Source organism: Flavihumibacter fluminis, assembly GCF_021491375.1.
Taxonomy (GTDB): domain Bacteria; phylum Bacteroidota; class Bacteroidia; order Chitinophagales; family Chitinophagaceae; genus Flavihumibacter; species Flavihumibacter fluminis.
Window position 1 is genome coordinate 124,448 of the sequence record NZ_JAKEVY010000004.1, and the last position, 22,019, is coordinate 146,466.

Annotated in this window: 17 protein-coding genes; 9 read left to right on the forward strand and 8 right to left on the reverse strand. The window is 45.9% G+C overall.

Annotated elements, in window-relative coordinates:
- Genes L0U88_RS15720 through L0U88_RS15735 form a run of 4 tightly spaced genes read left to right on the forward strand, consistent with a single transcriptional unit; the run spans position 1 to position 6,103 of the window.
- Positions 1-1,341 (forward strand): dihydroorotase, encoded by a 1,341-nt coding sequence (locus L0U88_RS15720; protein ID WP_234867040.1) that lies wholly within the window; start codon positions 1-3, stop codon positions 1,339-1,341.
- A 29-nt stretch (positions 1,342-1,370) separates the two neighbouring features.
- On the forward strand, positions 1,371-2,714 hold the full coding sequence (locus tag L0U88_RS15725) for a MutS-related protein (RefSeq protein ID WP_234867041.1): 1,344 nt from the start codon (positions 1,371-1,373) through the stop codon (positions 2,712-2,714).
- Positions 2,715-2,745: 31 nt separating this feature from the next.
- On the forward strand, positions 2,746-4,290 hold the full coding sequence (locus L0U88_RS15730; RefSeq protein WP_234867042.1) for a YifB family Mg chelatase-like AAA ATPase: 1,545 nt from the start codon (positions 2,746-2,748) through the stop codon (positions 4,288-4,290).
- Positions 4,291-4,324: 34 nt separating this feature from the next.
- Complete coding sequence (locus tag L0U88_RS15735) at positions 4,325-6,103, forward strand: ABC transporter ATP-binding protein (RefSeq protein ID WP_234867043.1); 1,779 nt, start codon at positions 4,325-4,327, stop codon at positions 6,101-6,103.
- Here L0U88_RS15735 and L0U88_RS15740 read toward each other — a convergent pair.
- The 5 genes from L0U88_RS15740 to L0U88_RS15760 form a co-directional block, all read right to left on the reverse strand.
- Complete coding sequence (locus L0U88_RS15740) at positions 6,084-6,635, reverse strand: hypothetical protein (protein WP_234867044.1); 552 nt, start codon at positions 6,633-6,635, stop codon at positions 6,084-6,086. The genes L0U88_RS15735 and L0U88_RS15740 overlap by 20 nt on opposite strands.
- Before the next feature lie 25 nt (positions 6,636-6,660).
- Positions 6,661-9,021: a TonB-dependent receptor gene (locus tag L0U88_RS15745; RefSeq protein WP_234867045.1), complete on the reverse strand. Its 2,361-nt coding sequence runs from the start codon at positions 9,019-9,021 to the stop codon at positions 6,661-6,663.
- A 60-nt stretch (positions 9,022-9,081) separates the two neighbouring features.
- Positions 9,082-10,923 (reverse strand): tetratricopeptide repeat protein, encoded by a 1,842-nt coding sequence (locus L0U88_RS15750; protein ID WP_234867046.1) that lies wholly within the window; start codon positions 10,921-10,923, stop codon positions 9,082-9,084.
- Positions 10,920-11,564 carry a LuxR C-terminal-related transcriptional regulator gene (locus tag L0U88_RS15755; RefSeq protein WP_234867047.1) on the reverse strand — a complete coding sequence of 215 codons (645 nt, stop codon included), beginning with the start codon at positions 11,562-11,564 and terminating at the stop codon, positions 10,920-10,922. The genes L0U88_RS15750 and L0U88_RS15755 overlap by 4 nt, the downstream gene beginning before the upstream one ends.
- Before the next feature lie 142 nt (positions 11,565-11,706).
- Positions 11,707-12,882, reverse strand: a complete 1,176-nt coding sequence (locus L0U88_RS15760; protein ID WP_234867048.1) for a thiolase family protein — start codon at positions 12,880-12,882, stop codon at positions 11,707-11,709.
- Between the two features lie 174 nt (positions 12,883-13,056).
- Between L0U88_RS15760 and L0U88_RS15765 the strand changes: the two genes are divergently transcribed.
- On the forward strand, positions 13,057-14,103 hold the full coding sequence (locus L0U88_RS15765) for a quinone-dependent dihydroorotate dehydrogenase (protein WP_234867049.1): 1,047 nt from the start codon (positions 13,057-13,059) through the stop codon (positions 14,101-14,103).
- A gap of 19 nt (positions 14,104-14,122) precedes the next feature.
- Positions 14,123-14,935, forward strand: a complete 813-nt coding sequence (locus L0U88_RS15770; protein ID WP_234867050.1) for a TerC family protein — start codon at positions 14,123-14,125, stop codon at positions 14,933-14,935.
- A 2-nt stretch (positions 14,936-14,937) separates the two neighbouring features.
- On the opposite strand, the gene L0U88_RS15775 is transcribed toward L0U88_RS15770, so the two are convergent.
- Together L0U88_RS15775 and dnaB are read right to left on the reverse strand one after the other, a co-directional pair.
- On the reverse strand, positions 14,938-15,639 hold the full coding sequence (locus L0U88_RS15775; protein ID WP_234867051.1) for an RsmE family RNA methyltransferase: 702 nt from the start codon (positions 15,637-15,639) through the stop codon (positions 14,938-14,940).
- Positions 15,639-17,222 carry a replicative DNA helicase gene (gene dnaB / locus L0U88_RS15780; protein ID WP_234867052.1) on the reverse strand — a complete coding sequence of 528 codons (1,584 nt, stop codon included), beginning with the start codon at positions 17,220-17,222 and terminating at the stop codon, positions 15,639-15,641. The genes L0U88_RS15775 and dnaB overlap by 1 nt, the downstream gene beginning before the upstream one ends.
- A 591-nt stretch (positions 17,223-17,813) precedes the next feature.
- Here dnaB and pheT point away from each other — a divergent pair.
- Genes pheT through L0U88_RS15795 form a run of 3 tightly spaced genes read left to right on the forward strand, consistent with a single transcriptional unit; the run spans position 17,814 to position 20,827 of the window.
- Complete coding sequence (gene pheT, locus L0U88_RS15785; protein WP_234867053.1) at positions 17,814-20,240, forward strand: phenylalanine--tRNA ligase subunit beta; 2,427 nt, start codon at positions 17,814-17,816, stop codon at positions 20,238-20,240.
- Entirely contained in the window at positions 20,240-20,530 is a 291-nt protein-coding gene (locus tag L0U88_RS15790) for a hypothetical protein (RefSeq protein ID WP_234867054.1), read from the forward strand. Before pheT ends, L0U88_RS15790 begins: the two co-directional genes overlap by 1 nt.
- A 3-nt stretch (positions 20,531-20,533) precedes the next feature.
- The gene (locus L0U88_RS15795) at positions 20,534-20,827 is read left to right on the forward strand and encodes a cell division protein ZapA (protein ID WP_234867055.1); all 294 of its coding nucleotides are present in this window, start codon (positions 20,534-20,536) and stop codon (positions 20,825-20,827) included.
- A gap of 26 nt (positions 20,828-20,853) precedes the next feature.
- Here the strand turns inward: L0U88_RS15795 and L0U88_RS15800 are convergent, their stop codons facing one another.
- Positions 20,854-21,972 carry a TlpA disulfide reductase family protein gene (locus tag L0U88_RS15800; RefSeq protein ID WP_234867056.1) on the reverse strand — a complete coding sequence of 373 codons (1,119 nt, stop codon included), beginning with the start codon at positions 21,970-21,972 and terminating at the stop codon, positions 20,854-20,856.
- Positions 21,973-22,019: the final 47 nt, after the last annotated feature.

Below are 22,019 nucleotides of genomic sequence, written 5' to 3' on the forward strand. Positions count from 1 at the left end.
ATGCAAAAATATCTCATAAAGAACGCGCAAATTGTCAACGAAGGAACGATTCGCACAGCGGACGTTTTGCTTTCGGGGGGACGGATTGAAAAAATCAACAGCCAAATCAGTGCCACAAATGGGGCTATCGAAATAAACGCAGAAGGAAAACATTTATTACCCGGTGTAATTGACGACCAGGTACATTTCCGTGAACCGGGTCTCACACATAAAGCTACCATTTATACTGAATCAAAAGCTGCTGTAGCGGGTGGTGTAACCAGTTTCATGGAAATGCCTAATACACAGCCCCCGGTTTTTACGCAGGAATTACTGGAAGATAAATATGCGATCGGTGCTGCCAGTTCCCTGGCTAACTATTCCTTTTTTATGGGAACATCCAATGACAACCTGGACGAAGTGCTGCGTACCAATGAGAAGAAAGACAGGGTTTGCGGAGTAAAGATCTTCATGGGCTCCTCTACTGGGGGGTTGCTGGTAGATAACCCACTCTCACTCGAACATATATTCGAGGGTACTGAACTTTTGATTGCCACCCATTGTGAAGATGAACGGATCATCCGCAAAAACCTCGAAGCTGCCAAAGCCAGTGGAAGAACCCTGACTGCGGCAGACCATCCTATTATCCGAAACGAAGAAGCCTGCTTTGAATCTTCTTTTTATGCTATACAACTGGCCAAGAAATTCAATACCCGGTTACATATTCTGCATATTTCAACGGAAAAGGAACTGACACTTTTCGGTAATATGTTACCGTTAAAGGAAAAGCGCATTACCTCCGAAGTTTGTGTGCATCACCTTCATTTTACCAGTGAGGATTATGCGCAGCTGGATAACCAGATCAAATGTAATCCGGCCATCAAGGCACCAAACAACCGGACTGCCCTCTGGAAGGCACTGCTGGACGACCGGCTGGATATTATCGCAACCGATCATGCACCACATACCTGGGCCGAAAAACAGGAAGATTACCTCCATGCACATGCCGGACTTCCATTGGTTCAGCATTCACTACCCCTGATGCTGCATTATGTGAAAGAAGGGGCAATCCGGCTGGAAAAAGTAGTTGAGAAAATGAGCCATGCACCGTCAGAATGCTTCCAGATTCGCCAGCGGGGTTATATCCGGGAAGGTTATTATGCCGACCTTGTACTGGTAGACCTGAACCAGCCGACCACGGTTTCCAAAGACAATATTTATTACAAGTGCGGATGGAGCCCGCTGGAAGGAACAACTTTCCCATCTTCGGTTACTCACACTTTCGTGAATGGACACCTTGTTTATGGAAAAGAGGGGTTCGATGAATCACAAAAAGGAATGCGACTGGAATTTGATCGCTGATTGTAGCGGATTAACTAAATTGTTAGCCCATGGATATAGATAAAACCTCCCTGCTGGACCTTAATATATTCCACCCGGAAGAGGAATATTCTATTTTTCACCGGCTTAACTTCACCCGTACCGTAGAAGGAAAGGAATGGCTCCGCCTGCGTTTCCAGCAGCCATTTCATGATCTGAAATCAATTCTCCAAACGCAGCAAATTCTGCAGTTAATGCTACAGGAGCTGGATAAGTGGCCGGAGGATATCACCAATGGAACCCTGATGGTGATGGAAAAGTTTTTCGGAACCCAGCTCGACAGCATTCCGGTAGATAACAATTGGGTGAACGCACAACTCTACAAATTGTTTCACGGTCCCGATTATGCGATCATCCGCTTCAGCCTGCAACATTTCGGAGATTTTGTCAGAGGGATACAAAAGATCATTCAACTCTTTGAAGGAAAAGCAGTCCCGCCCAATCTGGAGCGGATCCTGGAAAGAGCCGGAAAACTGACCAGCGATATACACCTGAAAACACTGGCTGATAAGAACCGGGCAGATGAATTAACCCCCAAACAAGTACTTTACTTTGGTCATTATATCCGCTACAAATTCAGGAACGCAACTACCGAACTAACGGAGATCTATGGCCAGCTGGACGGATGGTATGGGATGGCCGCAGCCATGCGGCATTTTAAACTCAACTTTCCTGAATTTGCAGAATCAGAACAACCCTTTATTGAGGCGGAGGAGTTATTTCATGTATTGTTACCCAACCCTGTTGATTATTCCATCAGCCTCGATCAACAACACAATTTTCTCTTTCTTACCGGAGCCAACATGGCTGGAAAAAGCACGTTTATCAAATCGGTGGGGGCTGCTGTTTACCTGGCCCACCTGGGGATGGGCGTACCAGCCAAACACTTACGATTGTCTTTATTCGAAGGCATTCTCAGCAATATCAACCTGACTGATAATATTGTTAAAGGAGAAAGCTATTTTTTCAATGAAGTACAACGCATCAAAAACACGATCCTTAAAATCAATGACGGTCGTAAATGGCTGGTATTGATTGATGAATTGTTTAAAGGCACCAATGTACAGGATGCCATGAAATGTTCATCCACTGTAATTGAAGGTCTTATTAAAATAAACCACTCCCTATTCATTCTCTCCACCCACCTCTATGAAATCGGAGAAGCACTCAAAGCCTTTCCGAATATTATCTTCCGTTATTTTGAAACAGAAGTAACGGATGATCAGTTAACATTCAGTTACCAGCTCAAAGAAGGCATCAGTAACGACCGGCTGGGTTACCTCATCCTGAAACGCGAAAAAGTGGTGGAATTACTGGAGCAAATCCCTGATGCAAATGGGTTAAAGAACGGTTGACCTGCCAGCTGCGCTGCTTTACCTTGGCTATATGTTAGTGAAAACATATGGTTCAGCAGTAAATGGAGTAGAAGCCATCACCATCTCTATTGAGGTCAATATTACCAACGGAACACAAACCTTCCTGGTAGGGTTACCAGACAATGCTGTGAAGGAAAGTATGCTACGCGTGGAAACCGCGATCAAAGCCATCGGTTATTTCATGCCCAGAACCCGGGTAGTGATCAATATGGCACCGGCAGATATTCGCAAAACAGGTACTGCTTTTGATTTGCCAATTGCGATCGGCATACTCGCTGCTACTGAACAGATTATTAACCTGGAACCACTTCAAAATTGGGTATTCTGTGGGGAACTTGGCCTGGACGGCAGCCTGCAGCCAATCCGGGGAGCACTTCCCATGGCACTAACAGCGAGAAAAGAAAAATTCAGCGGCATTGTGGTTCCTATTCAGAATGCTGCTGAAGCAGCAGTGGTAGACAGCCTACCGGTAATGGGCATACGCTCTTTAACAGAAGCCATACAACTAGTTGAGGATCCTATGCGAGCCAAACCACATCATTCAGGCATTGAACAATGGTTCAATGAACCACCTGGCTTAGAAACCGGAGATTTTTCGGATGTAAAGGGACAGGAAAATATCAAACGGGCTATGGAAATCGCGGCGGCAGGCGGGCATAATCTATTATTGATTGGTCCGCCTGGTGCTGGCAAAACCATGCTGGCAAGAAGATTACCTGGTATTCTACCGCCCCTGACACTGGAGGAGGCACTGGAAACCACCCGTATTCACAGTGTAGCTGGCAAATTGACAACCGGAACAGCCCTGGTACAAAAACGCCCCTTCCGACAACCACATCATACGATTTCTCATATGGCCATGGCCGGCGGTGGCAGCAACCCGTTACCTGGAGAAATATCCCTGGCACACAACGGTGTACTTTTCTTAGATGAATTACCAGAATTCAACCGTTCTGTGCTGGAGGTGATGCGCCAACCCATGGAAGAACGAAAACTCACCATCTCACGGGCACGAATAAGCGTAGAATTTCCAGCCGCATTTATGCTGGTTGCCTCCATGAACCCTTGCCCCTGCGGCTACTACAACCATCCTGAAAAAGAATGCAGTTGTCCGCCTGGTTCCGTTCAGAAATACCTGCAAAAAATCTCCGGGCCATTGCTGGACCGGATTGATCTGCAGATTGAAGTAACACCAGTACCGTTTCAGAACCTGAGCAGCTCCTCCCGTACTGAATCCTCCCAGGAAATCCGGAAAAGAGTCATACAAGCCAGGCAAGTTCAGGCCAGGCGGTTTAGCGAAATCAAGGGAATCTATTGTAATGCCCAAATGAACAGTCGACAGCTGGAACAAACTTGTTCTCTTGGCTCCCCCTCACGCCAGTTATTAAAAACCGCTATGGAGCGGCTCAAATTATCCGCCCGGGCATACGACCGCATCCTCAAAATGGCCAGAACTATTGCCGACCTGTCCCAACACGAATTGATTTTACCGGAACATATCGCTGAAGCTATCCAGTTCCGCAGCCTGGATCGCGATAATTGGGGCTGGAAGTAGGGATTGTCTTAATTTAGTGTTCTACCATTATTTTATGCAATTACTACTTCAGTACCTCAAGCCTTATAAATGGCTGGTACTTCTCACCTTGTTATTAGCCGGTATCAACACTGGTTTTTCCCTGTTGGACCCCATTATATTTGGAAAGATTACAAAAGCCGCATTTACTTACAAAAAGTACGAGAGCTGGTCCAAATTTGCACAATCCATCGGCTGGCTGCTGCTGGCATCCATCAGTGTGGCCATGGTTAGCCGGATTGCCAAAGCCTTCCAGGATTATTTCTTCAATGTAATAACGCAAAAGTTTGGAGCAAAGGTTTTTACGGATGGATTACAGCATGCGATGAAGCTCCCCTACCACGAGTTTGAAGACCAGCGAAGCGGAGAAACCCTGAGTATTCTGCAGAAGGTTGAAACAGATACAGAAAAATTCATATCCAACTTCATCAACGTACTTTTCGGAGTGTTTGTAGGCATTCTGTTTGTTTCCATATATGCTTTCCGAATTCACTGGTCTTTACCCCTCACCTATTTTGGCGGTATCATTCTGCTAACGCTACTTACCAATGCCTTAAGTAAACGAATCAAAACCATTCAGCGGAATATTGTGAGCCAAACAACTTCATTGGCGGGCAGTACCACAGAATCCCTGCGGAACATTGAACTAATTAAAAGCCTAGGGCTCACCAACCAGGAAGTAGACCGGTTGAATAAGAATACCTACAAAATATTGGGACTTGAACTTACCAAGGTAAAGCGGATTCGCAGTCTGAGTTTTATTCAGGGGACTTTTGTAAATACCCTGAGGCAGGCGATCCTTTTTATCCTGCTGTGGCTTATCTACCGGGAGCATATGGATCCTGAACAACTGGTGACCATGCAGTTCTTTTCCTTTTTCATTTTTGGTCCCTTACAGGATATCGGGAATATCATATTAAGTTACCGGGAAGCAGAAGCCTCACTGAATAATTTCAAAAACCTGATGCAGAAAAAACCGGAACCTCGTCCGGAACATCCGGTAGTTTTGGAAGCCATTGAACGCCTCCGGTTCGACAATGTTCATTTCAAACATAAAACGGCACAACAGCATGCATTACAGGGCATCAACTTTGAAGTAAGTAAAGGAGAAACCATCGCATTTGTTGGACCATCCGGATCCGGAAAAACAACCCTGGTGAAATTGCTGGTAGGCTTGTACCGACCGCAGGAAGGCAGCATTTCCTACAATGAAATTAATGAAAATGAAGTTGACTATGATGAGCTTCGCAAACAGATCGGTTTTGTTACGCAGGACACCCAATTGTTCGCCGGAACTATCCGGGAAAACTTATTGTTCGTAAAACCGGATGGCACAGACGAGGAATTACTCGATGCGCTTCACAAAGCAAGCTGCCAGACGCTTTTACAAAAAGCAGACAAAGGATTGGACACCATGATTGGTGAAAGTGGTTTAAAATTAAGTGGTGGTGAAAAACAGCGGCTCTCCATTGCCCGCTCCCTGTTACGCCAACCCAAATTACTGATCTTCGACGAAGCCACTTCTGCACTGGATTCATTGACAGAAGAAGAGATTACTTCTACCATACGGAAAATTTCCGCCTTGCGTTCACAGATTACAGTATTGATTGCTCACCGACTAAGTACGATCCTGCATGCAGATAAAATATATGTACTGGAGAAAGGAGAAATAGCAGAGACCGGTACCCATCAGCAATTACTGGAAGATAAAGGTCTCTACTATGCGATGTGGAGGCAGCAGATTGGAGAAAGAAAAACTACTGCATCTCCCTCGGTTACTGAATCTTCGTCGTAAAATTCAGGTCAATATCAGTTTCGCCCTTGGTAACCGGATCACCAACTGCTTTAGTACCAGGCTTGTGTTTTAAAACAACACGAACAGTTCCGGTTGAAGCGGCTCCGGTAAGCCAGGTTGAACTCAAACCAACGGGAAGACTTTTACTGTCAAGATCAACCCTATTAATAGTGATATTGGCACCGGCTGGAATGAAATATAGTTCATGATCATCTGCCTCTTCCCGCACCTCTTCTGTTATATCTTCTGCAGGTGAAACACTTTCGTTTAAGAGCTCTACGGAACAGGAATAGTTTGCATTGGGTTTCAATACAATTTCATCAAAATTTGAAGGTGGATTTCCTCCTTCACCATCCGTGTCGCGAAAAGTTGCAACAAAACTATTTGCTGTTCCAATTTCCTGAAACCGAAGCGAAACAGTAGTTATCAACTCCTCTTCATTACTTACTTCATCTTTGTCTTTCGAACAACCAGCCAGAGTAAGCGCAAGAAGACCAAAACCGCTTAACAACTTCACCCATTTTTGTTTCATAGTATCTATTTTAAGTGGTAAAAACTCAATGTTGTTTGCCCAGTGGCAGCATGATACGCAGGCCAATATTCCGACCGGTTTCCCAGGCGAAATACCGGAAAGCATTCATGTAATCGCGATAAGCCGAGTTCAGCAAATTAGTAGCTGTCAGGCTCAGCTGAATCGGTTGCTTTCCCCAGAACAGCTTTGTACCAGCTTCCAGGTTAAGTAGAAAATACGCTGGTGGAGGAGGTGCATAATCAGATTCCATCCGGATTGTCCCATCCGGTTGTGGTTTTTCAATATTTCCTGTAACAGGTACCCTTGTTTGCCTCAGCACCTGCTGTCCACTCAGTTTCACATAACTATCCTGCCAGTGTTTGGCATTTCCAAATTCATATTGCAATCCGAGCTCATACCGGTCCGCCGGCATCTGGATCAACCAGTCATCGGCCGTTTTATCCCATGCCCTTAAGATAGACGCCTTTGCTTCCGCTTTCCAGTGTGCGGTAAGCACATACCCCACAGTAGCATCCAGTCCGTGCAAGCGGGCATCGGTCTGCCGAAAAGAAAAGGAAGGAAACGCACCCCGGATCGTTAACACCGGGGGATAATCAGGCGCCAGGTATATGAAATTGGAAATGTCCTTAAAATAAAATCCGATATCAAATCGCCAGCGGAATGGCTGGTAATCCATATTCAGCATCCAGCTGTTAGCTCTTTCAGGAACCAGCGTGGGATTACCGGTTTCAATTCTGGCTGAACTATGATGCAGGCCGTCACTGTACAATTCATTGATCTGTGGTGCACGCCAGGCCGATGAAAAATTCAGGGTGGTTGTCAACTCCGGACTCCATCTGTAACTTCCACCCAATGAACCACTCACACTGCTGAATTGCTGATCCGCGAATCGTTCATTACGATTATTTTCTATGTCGAATAATTTCCGCCAGTCGTACCGCAATCCACCTTCGAGCATCCATTTCCCTTTTGTCCACTTTTCAATCCAGAACACCGCTCCATTCCATGCCCGGTAATTCGGAATAAATACCCGTTGTTTATAACTGTCGTTCAATTGAAAGGAGCCGCTAACGCCAATGGTTCCGCGAAAATTATTCCAGTTGTTATGATCCCAAACAAGGTCAGTTCCGACCGTACTGATGCTGAGATCCAGCTGAGGTGCATCTGAACTGGAAGCAAATCGCTTTACATCAAATTCCATCCGGTTATTGTACTGCCCTGATAACACTAGATTCAATTTTCCTGCTGTACCTGTTGTATGATGAGCCTTCAGTTTAAACAAGTGATGGTGTACCTGCTGGTATGGACGGTCGATCGTATAGGTGAAGGGAGCTGATTTGATTTCTTCAGATGGCTCTCCCCGTTCAATAGCAGTTTCCAGGTCGGTTACATTCCCGATATGCGCACCTCTGAATATACCAAGCCGGGTATTGAAATTGCTATAGAAGAGTTCAATTCCCCGATGCGATTGCTGCCAGCCTGCAGCAGCAGAAAAATTATATTCTTCAATACCGGTATTCATCAGCCAGTAATCAGGCGTACGTGAATTGCCGCCTTTTTTCAGGGTACCCTGTAATCGCCAGGCAAATGCCGGATGCTTTGCTGAATTATTTTCGATAATGCCGGATAAAACTCCCTGCCGGTTATTTGAAAAAAAGGCAGTATTAATTTCACCATACAGGCCTGGTGCTGCAGGTAACAATCGTGGCTCTACCAAAACCACACCACCAATTGCATCACTTCCATACCGGATACTGCTGGCTCCTTTGATCACCGTTAAGCGATTCGCGATATAAGGATCCACCTCTGGCGCATGTTCACTTCCCCATTGCTGTGATTCCTGCCGGATCCCATTGTTCAGTATCAGAACCCGATTACTGTGCAGTCCATGTATCACCGGCTTAAAAATAGTAGCACCTGTCTGCAACACATTCACGCCACTGATGCTGCGAAGGGATTCACCCAGGCTGGTTCCTCTGGTTGCAGCCAGTTGTCTCCCCTTAAGTTCTTCAGCTATTGCCGTACCGTGTTTGTGGGTAGCTCCAACAACCACTACTTCTTCCAGTTCACTGTGCGTATGCGGTAATACGAAATCCTGTGACAGGTCATCTTTCAGGTGGATATGTGATTCCACCGGCTGACATCCAATATGAGTAATAAGTATATTATAACTGCCCGGACAAAGGCCTTCAAACAGAAACCGTCCCTGCTCATCCGTTTTCACCTCGAGCCGGATATCCTTGATACGTACAGTTGCTCCCGATAAGCGTTCGCGGGTATCCGAATCAGTGACAACACCGCTGAAACGCAAAATACATTGTGCCTGGCTGCTGTTGACAACCACCGCCAATATCAGGATTCCTAAAATTCTTCTAATTGCAAACACCTTGTTCTGTTATGAGAACAAAACTAGGGAATTCTGAAAATTTGCAACAATGTTTCTTTTTTATTTTTTAAACCGGACCAAAAACCGGCTTCCTGCACCCGGTTCTCCAATATATTGGAGGGTGGCACTGAGTTCATTGGCCAATCGCTTTACAATGGACAAACCAAGGCCGGTAGAAGCTTCACCGGCTGTGGGTTTCGGAGAAAGGCGACCATATCGGGTAAACAGCTGCTGCTGCTCCTCCTTACTGATGCCAGGTCCTTGATCTTCCACTATAATATCAGTAAAGGCTGGGCCGGTTTCAACAGAAACCCTAACAGGCTGACCCGGTTCGCTGAATTTAATGGCATTTGAGAGCAAATTCTCCAAAATGCGCTGCAGAAGCTGCTGATCCGTTAGCAGGAATACATCGGATTCGCTGGAGGGGCCAAATAGCCGGATCTTCTTCTCATTTGCTATTGGTTGAAACTGGTCCACAACATGATTAAGAAATGCAGTAAGATTAATTTCCTCCAGTTCCAGCTTTTCCTGAATAGTGCCAGCTCTCTCCACTTCCAGTATCTGCCGAATAAGCTGTTCGCCATTTTCTGCTGCTTTCCGGATATTCTGTGTGGCTTTCTTCTGCTCCTCATTCATGTGCTCATCCGTTTCCAGCAACCGGCTCCACAAATGAATGCTGGAGAAAGGTGTACTGAGATCATGCGATACGATGCTCATCAGGTTGTTTTTCTCCTGGTTCAATTCAGACAAAGCTTCTTTCTGCCGATTAATGATAGTATTAACTTTTACCAGTTGCCGGTTTGATTTACGGTATACAATGAGCAGAACGACACTCAATACCAGGATCAAAAATGCGGCAAGGCTGAGTGATCGAAGATTTCGGTTCTGCAATTTTTCTTTTTCAATTGCAGCCTGCAAAAGCTGGTTTTGTTTTTCGCGGTCGCGGGCATTGAATCGTTCCTGCATTTCTGCAATGGAAGCGGCAGTTTCCTGGTTTACCATGGCTGTATCCAGCTGGTACCACTTTTGTTGGAAGTTATAGGCCTCACGGAAGCGCCCCAGTCGCTCGTTCAATTTGGCCAGCAGTGCATAGGAATTGGCCTCCTTACTTCTGGAATTCAGCAGCTTTGCTATCCGAAGAGCTTCCTCACAATAAAATCGGGCAGAATCTATTCGTCCAAGCTCAATGTAAACATCTCCCAGGTTCAGATAATCCGTCCACAGGAGTGTCTCCTGCCCTTCTCCCTGGTGCAGCGCTTTATTGGTTAAGAAATAATTCAGCGCTTTTTGGTAATCCTTCTTTTTAAAAAAAACATTACCCAGGTTATTGTAGATACTGGACAGTGATTGACTCGTGTTATATTGCATTGAAAGTCGAAGCCCTTCCTCCAGAAAGAGTTGGGCACTATCAGGCTTATCCAACTGGTTGTAAATCGCGCCCAGGTTACCTAATCCGGATATAATACTGGATACTTCGCCCCTGTCCAACGACAATTGGAGGGATTGCTTGTATACATCCTTAGCCTTTTCATATTGTTTAACTTCACTGTAGGCAATGGCCAGGTCACTCAATGCAGCAATTTCATATTCAATCCATTTGCCGGTCCTTGCATCATTCAATGTTTGAAGGTAAAGTGAAATAGCCGCTTCGTAATTCCCGGAATATTCTTCCGCAAGACCTCTCAGTCGTTTGGCGAGCAATTGTCCTTTAGTGAATTCCGCCTTCGCTGATTGAGCTTCGATTTTGTCTGCATTCTCCCGGAGTTCTGCCACCCTGTCCTCAGCAAAATCAAGCGATAGATCGTACAAATTTTTGATGGCATTGGTATCAGGCTGCTGCGCCTGTAATAGACCACTATAGACGGATAACAGAATTGCTAATATGAGCCGGTAGCTAATCAATCAATGAGATTATTCCTCAGTGCGAATTTTACAAGTCCCACCGTATTCTGCACCCCCAGTTTGGAAATCAGATTTTTACGATGGGTTTCAATGGTACTGACGCTCAAAAAAAGTTGCTGGGCAATTTCAGCGTTGCTGAATTCCCTGCATACCAGTCGCAGCACTTCAATTTCCCGCCTGGATAATATTTCATCCACTTTACGATCCTCTATGGTCAGGGTATTGCGAAAATTTTCTCCACCCAAAATATCTACTTCCTTACTAAAATAAGTTCCGCCTTCCTGTACGGTTTTCAATGCCAGCAACAACTCTTCAATTGAAGCATTTTTCAGTATATAACCCTGGATATGGAATTTGGATAAACGGTGAACATACCGCGTACCCCGCATCAGTGTCAGGTACAAAATTTTCTGCTCGGGTCGAATCTTCCTGATCTCACGCAACAGTACATCTTCTTCCATATCCGGCAGGTTCACATCCAGTAACAGGATATCCTCTGTTGATAAATTCGGAAGCTGCTGCAGCAACTGGTTAGCAAGCTGACAGGTTCCTACTACCTGTAGGGTCGGTTGTTTTGCCAGTAACAGGGAAAGTCCCTCCAGATACATCTCATGATCATCTACAATAAAAACCCTGGTCATGCTTGGTAATATGTTTAATAAATATTGGTTTACAGATAATTCATCTATTACAAAGAAACTATATTTTACCCTTACTTAAAACGAAAACGCCGGATAGAATCCGACGTTTTCAATAAAAAGCTACCTGAACAGCCTAACCTGTTTATAAATTTTCAATGATCCCGGCAATTCCCTGCCCTCCACCTACACAGGCCGTTACCATTCCGTATTTTTTATTGAGTCGCTTCATATCATGAATTAATTGAATACTTAATTTAGCACCCGTACAACCTAATGGATGCCCAAGGGCGATAGCTCCCCCATTGATATTGACCTTCTCCGGATCCAGACCGGCTTCTCGGATGACTGCCAGCGCCTGACTGGCGAATGCTTCGTTTAATTCGACGAGGTCTACCTGAGAAAGCGACAAGCCTGCCTGCTGAACCGCTTTGGGAATAGCAGCAACCGGACCGATTCCCATAATGCGGGGATGAACACCGGCGCTTGCGCAACTTACCAGTCTGGCCAATGGCTGCAGCCCCAGTTCTTTCACCATGGATTCACTCATCACTACCACAAATGCTGCACCGTCGCTGGTTTGGGACGAATTGCCCGCTGTAACAACTCCACCTGCAGCGAAAGCAGGTTTCAATTTGGCAAGTGCTTCCAGGCTGGTATCTGCACGCGGACCTTCATCCGTATCCACCACGTATTCCTTTTTCTGTTTTTTACCTTTGGCATCCAGGTAAACCTGTTCCACTTTCATGGGTAGAATACCTGGTTTGAAAAAGCCGTTTTCAATTGCATGAATGGCTTTGCGGTGACTGTTATAGGAGAATTCATCCTGCGCTTCGCGGCTCACGGAAAATTCTTTGGCCACTGCCTCCGCCGTTAAGCCCATACTCAGGTAATAATCAGGATTTTCAGTTGCCACACTATACGCAGGAACTGTTTTCCAACCTGCTGTGGGAACCATACTCATACTCTCTGTACCTCCCGCAATAATGCAGGAAGCTTGTCCCGACCGGATCTTTGCCGTTGCAATAGCGATGGTTTCCAATCCACTTGCGCAATAGCGGTTGACGGTCATACCCGGCACTTCAATACCCAGGGCTCGAACCGAAATCATTCTGCCCACTTGTAAACCCTGTTCAGCTTCCGGTACTGCATTTCCTACAATCAGATCATCTACCCGTTTGGGGTCCAGTTGCGGTACACTGGCCATCAACCCCTTGATCAGATCAACCGCCAGGTCATCCGGCCTGTAAAACCGAAAGCCTCCCCGTTTGGATTTTGTCACTGCAGTTCGAAAGCCAGCTACGATGTAAGCGTCTTGCATGGAATCATGAATTAGGAATGGTAAATTAGAAAGGAGTATCAATTCATACTTCAGAATTCATACTTCTAACTTCAAATTGGTTGCATAGACAACCTTCTACACCAAATTTAGGAGAATCCGCGTAGATGGAAAAGATTTTTTTGCAATCCCCCGGCAATGGTTTTTTTTTGATTTATGTATTCTTTTATACGCACCCTGCTTTTCTGGTTACCTGCTGAAACAGCACACTATTTCTCGATGAACAGCCTGCAATTTTTCTGTGGGATACCGTTTGTCCGCAGCCTGGTACAGCGGAACTTTACTTTTAAGCAGGCCAAACCGGTTAAAGCATTCGGGCTGGAATTCAAAAATGGAGTAGGACTCGCAGCAGGCTTTGATAAAAATGCCAGATACCTGAGAGAATTGGAATTACTTGGTTTCGGTTTTGTGGAGATCGGAACAGTTACCCCGCAACCACAGGAAGGAAATCCCAAACCCCGACTCTTTCGCCTGCCTAAAGACAAGGCCCTGATCAACCGGATGGGATTTAATAACGACGGCGTAAAAGTAGTAGCAGAGCGATTGAAGAACTGGAAATTGGCTCAGTCCTTTATTAAAGAAGGATCACCCCGGCTGATTGTGGGTGGTAATATTGGGAAAAATAAAGTCACCCCGAATGAAGATGCCTGGAAAGATTATGAAATCTGTTTCCGGGAATTATTTGATGTGGTTGATTATTTTGTGGTGAATGTAAGTTCTCCCAACACCCCTGGATTGAGAGCGCTGCAGGAAAAAGACGCTTTGCATAAAATTTTATCTCACCTCCAAACCATCAATGCACAACAGCCCCACCCCAAACCCATTTTCCTGAAAATTGCTCCTGATTTAACGCGCGAGCAGGTGGATGATGTGGTGGAGCTGGCCAGGGAAATCCAGTTGGATGGTTTAGTAGTGAGCAACACGACCATATCCAGGGAGGGTTTGCAAACCAACCTGAAGGAACTGGAAAACATCGGCGCGGGTGGATTGAGCGGTGCCCCCCTAAAAGAGCGGGCCACTGAATTGGTACGTTATATTTGCCAGCAGTCTGAGAATGAAATTCCCGTAATTGCCAGTGGTGGCATTTTTACGGGATCAGATGCACAGGAGAAAATCAATGCTGGTGCCTGCCTGGTGCAGGTATGGACTGGATTTATCTATGCAGGCCCAACTATTGCAAAGCAGATCTGTAAAACAATTTAAATACGTATTTAACCCCGATATGGAACACCTGTTAACCACCGAAAGCATCATCAGTTTTATCATACTGGTTGTTTTGGAAGTAGTACTCGGAATCGACAATGTGATCTTTGTAAGTATCATCATGAACCGCCTGCCCGAGGAAAAAGACCAGAAAAAAGCGAGAAGGTACTGGATGATCATTGGTATCATCATGCGCAGTGCCCTGTTGTTTGGTTTAACCTGGTTATTGGGGCAGAAAGGCAAAAACCTGTTTTCAATCGGCAGCAAAGGATTTGACCTGGCCAGCCTGGTAATGCTGTTTGGTGGTCTGTTCCTGATCTATAAATCCGTAAAGGAAATTCACCACAAACTGGAAGGAGATGATCCCACAGAGAAAGCTGAAAAAAAAGCCGGACTTGGGTTTGCGCAGGCAATGGTACAAATTGTTATACTCGATGCAGTGTTTTCTTTTGACAGTATCCTAACTGCCGGAGGCACTGCCAAACACATAGAAATTATGATTGCGGCGGTGATTATCGCCATGTTTGTGATGTTCCGGTTTAGCCCCAATATTTCCGGTTTCATACACAAGCACCCAACCTTAAAAATGCTGGCCTTGTCCTTCCTGGTGATGATCGGCCTTAGTCTTGTTATCGAGGGATGGGATAGTGAAGCTGCCCATGAACTACACCTTAAAAACTACATCTATTTCGGAATGGCATTCTCTGTGGGAGTTGAAATGCTGAACATGGCGATGAGGAAAAAGACAAAATTGGCGCCGGTTTCCCTTCGGGAACCCAAATTACCAGCTGACAAAGGCACTGCTGATGATTATTCCGATATGGCGAGGTAATACTAGGAAATACAAAGCAGGGTGGCGCCCACCACACCGGCGGTTTCCGTTCGGAGCCGGGTGTTACCCAATGTTACTGGCACGAAACCGGATTGAATTGCCAGTTCAATTTCTTCCGGAGTAAAATCTCCTTCCGGACCAATCAACAGGAGCTGGCTATCTCCGGGTACTGCAGCTGACCGCAGCGATATTCGTTCTGTTTCCAGACAATGCGCAATCCATTTACGTTTGCATCCATCCAGTTGTAACAAGTCATTATATCGTAGCGGCTGGGTGAGTTCGGGTATCCATGCCTGTTGGCTCTGCAGCATGGCACTAATCAGGATTTGCTGCATTCGCTCCCGGCGGAATTGCTGTTTTTCGGTTCGATGTGCAATCACCGGAATTATTCTTTGAATACCGATCTCCGTTACTTTCTCCAGGAACCATTCAAAACGTGTATTATTTTTTACGGGAGAAATTGCAATGGTTACATTGGGACGCAGATCAGTCTCCTGATCAGTATGAAGTACCTCAACACCCGCTCTTTTTTTATGCGCTTCGGTTATACGGCACCGTAAGATCAATCCTTTCCCGTTGGTCAGCAGCAGTTCTTCGCCTTCCTTCATACGCAAAACAGCAATCGCATGCCGTGAATTGCCTTCATCCAGTTGAAACTGTGTAGCCCCTTCATACGTGCTGAGATAAAAAAAGGGAAGCGCCATTAGAACGGTGTTTCATCATCATCAAAGGGAACATCGTTCATACGGCTGCCGATCTGGCGATAGCCGCTTCCCATATCCGGGCCCGGCCCCATCGCACCACCTCCACCGGCAGAACCAATGGGTTTCCAACCGCTCGGTAACTGACCAGCAGGAGCGCCATCTCCACCTTCAATGCCCTCATCCACAAATTTCTGGATATGCAGCATGGCGCGCAGTTTGATCGTTTCCAGCGAACCATTCCGGTGTTTCGCGATCCGCACATGGGTTTCTCCCTTCACACTTTCGCCGTTTTCATTCGCATTGAGATCATAATATTCAGGACGATAAATAAACATTACCATATCCGCATCCTGTTCGATGGCACCCGATTCCCGGAGATCACTCAACTGCGGCATCTTATTGCCTTCCTTACGGGTTTCCACCGCACGGCTCAACTGGGAAAGAGCAATAATGGGAACTTCCAGTTCTTTCGCCAGTTGCTTGAGCGAGCGGGAAATCTGGGAGATCTCTTGTTCCCGGTTGGTATTACCACCGGCACCACTCATTAACTGCAGGTAGTCGATGATAATCAGTCCGAGATCGTGTTTGTTCTTCAGACGGCGGCATTTGGCGCGCAATTCAAAAATATTCAGCGCAGCAGTATCATCTATAAAGATTTTGGCCTCTGATAACCGCTGAATACCCTTGGCATAGAGTTGTTTCATTTCATACTCTTCCAGTTTACCCCGACTGATTTTCTCCAGCCAGATTTCAGACTCTGCGGAAAGGATACGTTGTACCAACTGGCCCGCACTCATCTCAAGGCTGAATACCGCCACCGCAGTTGGACGGGTAGGATTCAAGGCTGCATTACGGGCAAGATTCAGCGCGAATGCAGTTTTACCCACAGCGGGACGTGCAGCCAGGATGATCAAATCCGTTTTCTGCCAGCCAAAAGTAACTTTGTCAATGCTGGGGAAACCAGAAGGGACACCTGAAATATCTTCTGTCTGATTGCGCAGGTCTTCAATTCGCTGAACCGCCTGAACAAGTACAGAATCAATGGAATTATAATCTTTCCGAAGGTGATTATTGGTTATATCGAAGAGTTTGCTCTCCGCCGCATCCAGCAGATCGAATACATCCGTAGAATCTTCATAAGCATCCGCAATTACTTCACCGCTGATCCGAATGAGTTCACGCTGAATAAATTTCTGAAGAATGATCCGGGAGTGAGCATCTATATTGGCAGAAGAAACAACAGTATTGGTGAGTTTGGTGACATAATAAGGCCCCCCTACCATTTCCAGTTCCTCCCGCTTACGGAGCTCTTCCACCACTGTGAGAATATCGATGGGCTGACTCTTTTGGGACAATGCCTGCATGGCCCGAAAAATGCGCTGATGCGAATCCACATAAAAACATTCGGGCTTTAGAATTTCCACAACGGTATCAAAAGCAGTTTTCTCCAGCATAATGGCACCCAGTACGGCTTCCTCAAGATCTTTGGCCTGGGGAGGTACTTTTCCATACACCATGGTGCTCAGGTCAAGGGTACCCTTGCGCCTGTTTTTTCGGTCCTTATTTAGATTAGTGATATCCATTTGAACTTTGCAACGTTACCAGAACATTATGAAATCGTGAATCAGGTGTTAACACCCATAATCAGGACGGCGAATATAGACCCCCTCCCAACTTCGAAAAAATTTTTTAAACCGTTTAGTTTTGCTAAAGTAATGCAGGGGTTTATCCACAGCTATCAGACGGTTATCCACGCCCAAAGGTGGTATATACACAATTTAAAAAAGTTTTCCTTGATATAGCACTCTTTATTCACACCGGTTGTGAACAAAGATTTTGGGTCGGATCGTTGGCCAGATACTAGAATTACCAGGATGGCGTTTGCGGCGATTTTGACCGGTTTTGAAGTTCATGAAATCGCGCAAAAATCAAGCAGGAAGAGCATTGTGGCAAAACCAGCATTTTGATAAAACAACTCAAATACAATGCAGGCAACTGTTTCACGCATTTGAAAAAAACAGTAAAATCACCTTTTTTTTCAAAAAGCATCGGTTTCACTACTGTTTCACGCATCCGCCAAACTTCAGTTGGCGACCAGTGGAACATGCTGAAGAAGTGCTGAAGGATGCCTGCACAATCTGTTATATTTGCGTTCTTAATTGATAATTACCTACATGACGATTTCGTATAACTGGCTGAGTGAATATCTACCCGTTTCGGTTGACCCCGAACGGTTGTCGCGCATTCTTACTTCAATAGGACTCGAAGTAGAAAGTATGTCTCCCTATGAATCTATCAGGGGAGGTTTAAAGGGACTTGTAATAGGAAAAGTGGTGGCCTGTGAACGTCACCCCAATGCAGATAAACTATCTCTGACCAAAGTGGAAATCGGCGCCGAAAATCCACTTTCCATCGTTTGTGGAGCTCCCAACGTAGCGGTTGGACAAACCGTTGTGGTGGCACCTGTGGGTACCACCATTTATCCTTTTAATGGTGATCCCCTTACAATGAAACTGGCAAAAATTCGGGGAGAAGAAAGCCAGGGAATGATTTGTGCGGAAGACGAGATTGGATTGGGGCCGGATCATGGCGGCATCCTGGTTCTACCAGACAACCTGAAAGCAGGCACTCCCGCCAGCCAGCATTTCCCGGTTTATACCGATATTATTTACGAGATAGGTCTTACCCCCAACCGGATGGATGCCATGAGTCATATGGGTGTAGCCAGGGATGTTTGCGCCTACCTGACCCATCACGATAAAAAAGAATTGCAGCTTCGTCCGGTTTCTGTCAACAGTTTTAAAGCCCAGGACCAATCGCTTCCTATCCAGGTAGAATTGCTCGATACTGAAGGATGTCAGCGCTATTCGGGGGTAAGTATTACCGGTATCACGGTTGCTGAATCACCTGAGTGGCTGAAAAACCGGCTTTTATCAATCGGATTACGTCCTATCAATAATATAGTGGACATCACCAATTTCGTGTTGCATGAAACCGGTCAGCCTCTTCATGCGTTTGATGCTTCAGCCTTACAGGGCGGCAAAATTATCGTACAGCAGGTAAAACAGGACACCCCATTTGTAACCCTGGACGGTAAGGAACGCAAACTGGATGCAACAGATATTATGATTTGCGATGCAGTCAACCCGGTGTGTATTGCCGGAGTTTTTGGCGGTCTGGGAAGTGGTGTTACCAACGAAACCCAAAATGTATTCCTTGAATCCGCCTGGTTCCATCCCAGCCGAATTCGCAAAACCTCCTTCCGGCATGGCCTGCGCACGGATGCTGCTACCCGTTTTGAGAAAGGGGTGGATGTTTCGCAAACTCTCTATGCCCTGAAAAGAGCGGCCCTTTTAATTAAAGAACTGGCAGGTGGCACTATTTCATCCGATATCGTGGATGTATACCCGAACCAGGAAGAAAAAAAACAGGTAGCCATCAAATACCACTACCTGAAAAAACTCAGCGGTAAAAGCTATCACCCCGATACTATCAAAAAAATTCTCGAAGCGCTTGGCTTCGAAGTAATAAAAGACAGCATCGATGAACTAAGACTGGCAGTACCCTATCATAAACCGGATATCTCCCTGCCGGCGGATATCGTGGAAGAAATTTTACGAATCGATGGCCTGGATAACGTGGAAATTCCACAAGCTATCACGATCACTCCCTCTGTTGAAAATGATGTTGATGGTAAGCTGAAAGAAAAGATTGCCCAGTACCTGGCAGGTTCCGGCTTCAGGGAAATCCTGACCAACTCCATCACTAACAGTGCTTACTACACAGAAGAGCAGTTGGCTGGAACAGTCAAAATGCTGAACAACCTTTCTGCCGAATTGAATATACTGCGCCCCTCCATGATGGAAACAGCAATGGAAGTGATTTCGTACAACCATAACCGAAAGAATGACCAGTTGCGTTTGTTTGAATTCGGGAAAACTTATTCAACAACAGGAATTGGCAATTACAGGGAACAAATGCATTGCTGTATCTACCTGAGCGGTTTATATTCAGAAGGATCCTGGCGAACTGAAGCACAACCAGCGGATTTATTTGCGTTGAAAGGAGTACTGGCCCGTTTATCTGCATCGCTCGGTTTAAATGCACTCAAATTACAGGAAACAAATCTTCCCGGATTACAGCCCGGATTTGAGGTATATGCAGGCAAAGAAAAGATTGGTACAATTGGTCAGATTTCCAAAGCCAAAATGATTCAGTTTGACATTAAACTGCCGGTATTTATGGTTGATCTTGATTGGGCCACGGTAGTGACGCTCGCTGGTTCCAAAAAACTGGTATTCCGGGAACTGCCCCGCCAAATTGCGGTAGAAAGAGACCTGGCCATGCTGGTAAATCGATCCGTGGCCTATGGCACCATTGAAGCAGCCATTCGGAAAACAAATCTTCCGAAACTTGCCGGTTACCGGTTGTTTGACCTGTTTGAAAGCGACAAACTGGGTGCTGATAAAAAATCAGTGGCCATTAACTTTTCTTTCCTTGATGAGGAAAAAACCATGACGGATAAAGAGATTGATGCTCTTATGCAGAAACTGATTCAATCGCTGGAAAAAGAAACCGGGGCAGAAATCCGGAAATCCTGATGCAGGCACTACTAGACCATATCAACCGGATCCAGGATAAACTGGCAGAGCTGCAAAAGCAGTATTCCCAGGCGAAAAAGGAACAGGATCGGCTGCAACAGACCTTTCAACTCCTGCAGGAAAAAGATCGTTTGCAGCAGGCCAGAATTGAAGAACTGGAACGTCAATTGGAAGTAGTTCGTGCTACCCGGCCGGCTTCGATGAGTGATGCAGATCGACAAGCGTTGGAGAAAAGAATCAATCAATACCTTAAAGAAATTGAGCAATGTATTGCTCTTTTAAATGAATAAGCCATGGCAGACCAGTTGATTCCCGCCAATATTGTAATTGGTGACCGCACCTACCGGATTAAGATCCGGATGCAGGATGAGGAGGCGGTCCGGGCAACGGTAAAGCTCATCAATGAGAAGATACTGGAGTTCAAAACCCAGTTTTCAGCCAAAGACATGCAGGACTATATAGCGATGGTATTGGTATGGTATGCCACTGAGCAAAGTTCTTCCACCCGATCACAGCTGGATACCCGCGCTATTGAGGAAAAGCTGGAGCAAATGGAACAGTTTCTGGATAAAATCAAGCAGGGATAAGCCTTTTTCTTAATGGAGTTTCTTTTTTATTCCGGAAGGAGTTCGCCCAGCTTTTCAAGCAGCTCCTTTCCCCGCAGATTCCGGGCAATGATCCTGCCCTCCGGATCGAGCAGAAAATTCTGCGGGATGGCATTGATCCCATAAAGAAGTGCCGCTTCATTATTCCAGTACTTCAGATCCGAAACCTGGCGCCAGGCCAGTTTATCATCCCGAATAGCTTTTAACCAGGCGGCCCTGCCATTGGGCTGATCAAGTGAAATCCCAAGGATATCAAATCCTTTTTCCTTGAATTTGGAATAGGCAGCCACCAGGTTAGGATTTTCATACCGGCAGGGACCACACCAGGATGCCCAGAAATCGAGCAATAAGTACCTGCCCCGAAGGGAGGAAAGAGAAACCGGTTGTCCAATTGTATCGGGAAGCGTAAACTCAGGAGCTATTCTACCGATGGAGGTAGCCCTGGCGAAATCTATTTTTTGTCGAAGTGCCTGAGCAGATGGGTAGTTACGAATCGAAGGAGCCAGTTTTAAAAAGAGGGGCTCCACTTTCTCAGGATCCGTTTCAATGCCGGCAAATTCAGTTAAGGCATAAAGTGCCACCGGGGAATTCGGGTTGTTCGCGGCAAATTTTCCGTACACTTGCTCGCGGTGTTCATTCGCAACTGCCGTGATCTCCGCCTCGATCCGGGCTATTCCGGCAGTATCACGTTTCCCCCTCAGTTTGCTGAATTGCTCATACAGGGTATCCAGCCGATACCTGTACGGGGCTGCCGCTTTTTCCAATTCCATGTAATCAAGCTGTGCCAGGGATCCATAGACCCTCAGATTCGTGATGGTATCGGCATGTAAAATCCGAATGGTACCTGGTTCCAAAAACAGACCGATTACCTGCGATGAACCAGATAAACTGGCCAGGGTGGGCTCCTTCAGTTTCCCGGAAAAAAAATAATTCCCATTGGTTACCTCACAGCTGTCTTTGATCCATTTGTCGCCCAACGCATATTGCAAGTACAGCTTTTGGGGTATGTTTTGAATTCGGGAGAAACTCCCCTGGAGATTGAAGGATTGATCCTGGGCCCAGAGTGCGGAACAGCAAAACACGAGTCCCAGTGCCATTTTAAAGCGCTTCATCATGGATTCTTTCATCCAATTTACGGCCAGATCGGAAAAGCTGCAACCTTTTATGCTTTGAA